Consider the following 851-nt stretch of genomic DNA (forward strand, 5'->3'; position numbering starts at 1 on the left):
CGCCGATGAAGAACACGGCCATCACGGCCGGGGGCAGGAGCGCGGAGACGTAGTCCATGGATCCAGGGTAGCCAGCCGGTGTCAGCCGGCCGCGAGGTGGTGCCGGGAGCCGGGGACGGGCGGGGCGGGCTTGCGGCGGGGGAAGACCTCGCCGGGGGTGGGCACGGGGCGCTTCGGGGTGGCCGGCGCGGGCTGGGGGGCCGGTTTCTGGGCGGGCTTCTGCGGGGGTTTCTGGGTGGACTGCTGCCCGCCGGGGAGGGCGAGGAGGTGGGTGCGGGCGGCGGGGAGCGTGACCCGGGTCGCCGTGGACCTCGCGGGGGGCGTGGGGCCGCAGCGGGCCAGCAGGGCGGCCGCGGCGGGGTTGCCGCGCAGGGCACCGAGCGCGGCGAGGTCGTCCGCGTCCGGGCGGTGTCCGGCGTCCAGTGCCTCGTCCAGGAGCGCGAGGTAGCCGGTGGCGGTGCCGGGGAGGGCGGCGCGGTACCGGGCGAGGTCGGCCACCAGGAAGGCGCGCAGCCGGGCGCTCTCCCGCATCGCCTCGTCGAGCGACTCCGCGAGGTGGAGGCAGTCCTGGGCCTCCTCGGCCGAGACGGGGCTGGGGTTCAGGGCGAGGGCGAGGGCGCGCCGGAGCACACGCAGCTCCTGAGCGCCGAACGCCATGCCGCCGCGGGGTCCGTAGGGCGTGGGCATGCGGCGACGATACGCGCTAATCAGACAAACTCGGCATAACGGGTGGGTGTGGCGTGGGGGGTGCCACTCCTCCGGCGGTGGGGCGGGGGGTGCCTCTATGTCTTTCGTCAAGGCGCCCAGGTTGGGTTTGGGGTGGTTTGGCTTGCTGGGGTCATGCGGCGAGT

1 protein-coding gene is annotated in these 851 nt (G+C 75.6%); it reads right to left on the reverse strand.

Features of this window, described 5'->3' with window-relative positions; genetic code table 11:
- Window positions 1-81: 81 nt before the first annotated feature.
- The gene (locus tag KUM32_RS36305) at window positions 82-687 is read right to left on the reverse strand and encodes a hypothetical protein (protein ID WP_254406641.1); all 606 of its coding nucleotides are present in this window, start codon (window positions 685-687) and stop codon (window positions 82-84) included.
- Window positions 688-851: the final 164 nt, after the last annotated feature.

The sequence above is a fragment of the Streptomyces sp. AC627_RSS907 genome (assembly GCF_019049165.1).

What these genes read in the sequence shown, in the direction of transcription:
- KUM32_RS36305 (WP_254406641.1), bottom strand. Translation starts at nt 687, where the DNA reads ATGCCCACGCCCTACGGACCCCGCGGCGGCATGGCGTTCGGCGCTCAG.